Here is a 3,273-nt window from a genome sequence, read left to right as displayed (position 1 = left end):
GCACCGGGCCCCGCGCACGGCCGCCGTGACCCGAACCGGGCCAAGGGCCGCCCCGCGACCGGCGGCCGCAAGGGGTATCGCGCCCCGGCCGGGCCGCACGAGAGGTGACCGGCAGGCCCGCCCGCACGTCGACGGTGACAAGGTCAACCGGCCGTTGCCAGCGAGCCCTTGAGGATTCCCGTCGCGGGCGTTGCTACGGTTCACGCCGTGTCTGACTCCTCACGCGATACCGCAGAAGGCGCCGGCTGGGGCGCCGCCGAACCGGGCCACTACAAGCAGCTGATGCCGGACCACGTCGAGAAGCTGTCGTGGCTGAACCCGAAGACGCTGTGGGCCGCCCGCAACGGGGTGGTCGCGTCCTGGTTCGGCGATCCGACGGGCCGTACCCGCAGCAGCTGGGCGGCGCAGCGGGCGGCCGCCGGCGCTCCCGCCGACAAGGTGATCCGGCGGGACGATCCGGACCGGTTCTCCTTCATGGTCATCGGCGACACCGGAGAGGGCGACGACTCCCAGTACGCCGTCGTGCCCGGCTTCCTGAAGGTGAGTCAGGACACGGACTTCGCCGTGATCGCGAGCGACGTGATCTATCCGGTCGGCACGGCCGACGACTACGGCACGAAGTTCTTCCGCCCGTACCAGGACTACCGGGCACCCATATACGCGATACCCGGCAACCACGACTGGTACGAGGACCTCGGCGGGTTCATGCGCGTCTTCTGCGACGACACCCCGACGCCCGCCCCCGGCCCCGCGCCCCGCCCGCTCGGCCGGGCCTGGTGGCGCACGGTGCTGTGGCACAAACCGCGAGCGACGGACGAGCAACGCCTCGCCGAGGCACGCAAGTTGCGCTCGGCCCCGAGCCAGCGGGCCGTCCAGCCGGGCCCGTACTGGGCCATCGACGCGGGGCCCGTGCGGATCATCGGCATCGACACCGGTCTGCTGGGCACGATCGACGCCGAGCAGGGCGCGTGGCTCCGCGAGGTGTCGCGGGGTCCCCGGCCCAAGATTCTGGTGACCGGCTCCCCGCTGTACGTGGACGGTGAACACCACCCGTGCGCCATCGAGGGCGGCGGCACCGTGGACGACATCGTCCGCGACCCGGCCCACCACTTCGTCGCCGCGATCGGCGGCGACATCCACAACTACCAGCGCTATCCGGTGGACGTGGGCGGCCGCACCATCCAGTACGTGGTCTCGGGCGGCGGCGGGGCCTTCATGCACGCCACGCACACCGTCCCCCGGGTGTCGGTCGCCGGTGTCACCGAGGACGACTTCCGCTGCTATCCGCTGCGCGGCGACTCGCTGGCCTTCTACAGCCGGCTGTACGGCCGCCGCCTGCGCCTGCGCCGCTTCTTCACCCTCACCGAGGCGGAGGCCACCGCCGTCATCGCCGAGCGGCTCGGCATCAAGCCCGGCCGCGTCCCCGGCCCGGAGACCCGCGTCACCCGACGCACCCGGCTGGTCGCCAGTCTGCTCGGCGCGGGCGGCCGGCCCGACCGCACCTCACGGTTCCGGCTGCCCGTGCGGAAGATCTACACGCAGCTCTTCTCGCCGGGCTCGGCGACCTACAGCCCGCCGTTCTTCAAGTGCTTCCTGCGCCTGGACGTCACACCGGAGTCGGTCCGGCTGCGCTGCTTCGCCGCGACCGGCAACCGTGCGCAGGAGATCGACCCGCCGGTGGAGGACGAGGTCACCATCCCGCTGAACTGATCACACTCCTGCAATGTCCGCCTGCGACAATCGGGGCAGAACTGACGTGCGACCGCCGGAGGAGCCCATGCCGCCGACCTCACGCCCCCTGCGCAAACTGGGCTTCCTCACCATCGGCCTGTTCGACGGTGCGGATCCGCGGCCGGGCCACGAGTCCACGCTGGAGATCATCGAACTGGGCGAGCGGCTGGGCCTCGACAGCGCCTGGGTGCGTCACCGGCATCTGCAGTACGGCATCTCGTCGCCCGTCGCCGTCCTGGCCGCGGCCTCCCAGCGCACCAGCCGCATCGAACTCGGCACCGCGGTCATCCCGCTGGGCTGGGAGAACCCGCTGCGGCTGGCCGAGGACCTGGCGACGGTCGACATCCTGTCCGGCGGCCGCCTCAACCCGGGCGTCAGCGTGGGCCCGCCGATGCATTACGAGCAGGTCAAGAAGGCCCTGTACCCGGACACGTCCTAGGCGGAGGACTTCGGCTACGAGCGGGTGCGCAGGCTGCTGGACTTCGTGCGGGGCAAACCGGCCACCGACTTCGGTGGCGTCGAGGGCTTCGAGGCCACGCGGCGGCAGCCGCACATCGAGTACAGCGCCGGCGTGGTGCAGCCGCACTCTCCCGGGCTCGGGCGACGCCTCTGGTACGGCGGCGGCAGCCCGGGCTCGGCGCGCTGGGCGGGCGAGCACGGGATGAACTTCCTGACGAGCAGTGTCGTCAAGGCGGAGAACCCGGAGGGACCGGTCGACTTCGCGGAGATCCAGCTCTCCCACATCCGCGAGTTCCGCGCCCACCACCCGGACGGCGCGAACGCCCGTGTCTCGCAGGGCCTGGTCGTGATCCCCACCGACTCCGCCACGCCCGAGCAGCGCGCCAAGTACGAGGCGTACGCGGCCAAGCGGCTGCCCCGTACGGCGGCTCCGCAGGGTCCGGCGCGGCTGCTGTTCGCGCCGGACCTGGTGGGCACCTCGGCGGAACTCACCGAGCGCCTGCACGGGCACGCCGGGTTCCGCGAGGTCGACGAGGTGGCGTTCGCGCTGCCGTTCGACTTCGAGCACGAGGACTACGTGCAGATCCTCACCGACATGGCGACACGGCTGGGTCCGGCGCTGGGGTGGCGGCCGACGGTCTGAACCCCCGGGGCGGGGGCCGCCCCGCCCTGTTCACCAGCGGCCCGGCTCGGTGCCGACGAGCGCCTGCGACGGCCTGCCGTCCACGCCGACCGGCACGTCGCCGGTGAGCATCACCCGGTGCATGATCCGGGGGAAGTCCAGGTGGGCGTTGTCGCTGGGGGCCAGGTGGATGGTGGCCCGGTTGTCCCAGAAGGCGACGCTGCCGGGCTCCCAGCGGAACCGCACCGTGTACTCGGGCCTGACCGCCTGCTCCAGCAGCATCTCCAGGAGCGCCGCGCTCTCCGGCCGGGACACGTCGGCGATCTGCTCGACGTAGTAGCCGTTGACGAAGAGCACCCGCTCGCCCGTCTCCGGGTGGACGCGGACCAGTGGGTGCAGGGTCGCCGTCTGGTGGTCGATCAGGTGCCGGACGTAGGCGTCGTCGCCCGGCCTGGGCTGGT

The 3,273-nt window shown here is 72.1% G+C and carries 2 protein-coding genes and 1 pseudogene; 2 read left to right on the top strand and 1 reads right to left on the bottom strand.

What is annotated here, in order from left to right; all coding sequences use genetic code 11:
• The first annotated feature begins 207 nt into the window (after window positions 1-207).
• Together ACFW2E_RS08195 and ACFW2E_RS08190 are read left to right on the top strand one after the other, a co-directional pair.
• Window positions 208-1,710 (top strand): metallophosphoesterase family protein, encoded by a 1,503-nt coding sequence (locus ACFW2E_RS08195; RefSeq protein ID WP_384463205.1) that lies wholly within the window; start codon window positions 208-210, stop codon window positions 1,708-1,710.
• A 67-nt stretch (window positions 1,711-1,777) separates the two neighbouring features.
• Window positions 1,778-2,833, top strand: a pseudogene (locus tag ACFW2E_RS08190) (LLM class flavin-dependent oxidoreductase).
• A 30-nt stretch (window positions 2,834-2,863) separates the two neighbouring features.
• On the opposite strand, the gene ACFW2E_RS08185 reads toward ACFW2E_RS08190, so the two are convergent.
• Window positions 2,864-3,273: TauD/TfdA dioxygenase family protein (locus tag ACFW2E_RS08185; protein WP_384463203.1), on the bottom strand; the 410-nt coding region annotated here is incomplete at its 5' end.

The sequence above is a fragment of the Streptomyces sp. NPDC058964 genome, from assembly GCF_042741275.1.
Lineage (GTDB): Bacteria > Actinomycetota > Actinomycetes > Streptomycetales > Streptomycetaceae > Streptomyces.
Note: the sequence above shows the minus strand (reverse complement) of the source record. Positions and strands in the feature narration are given on the sequence as shown.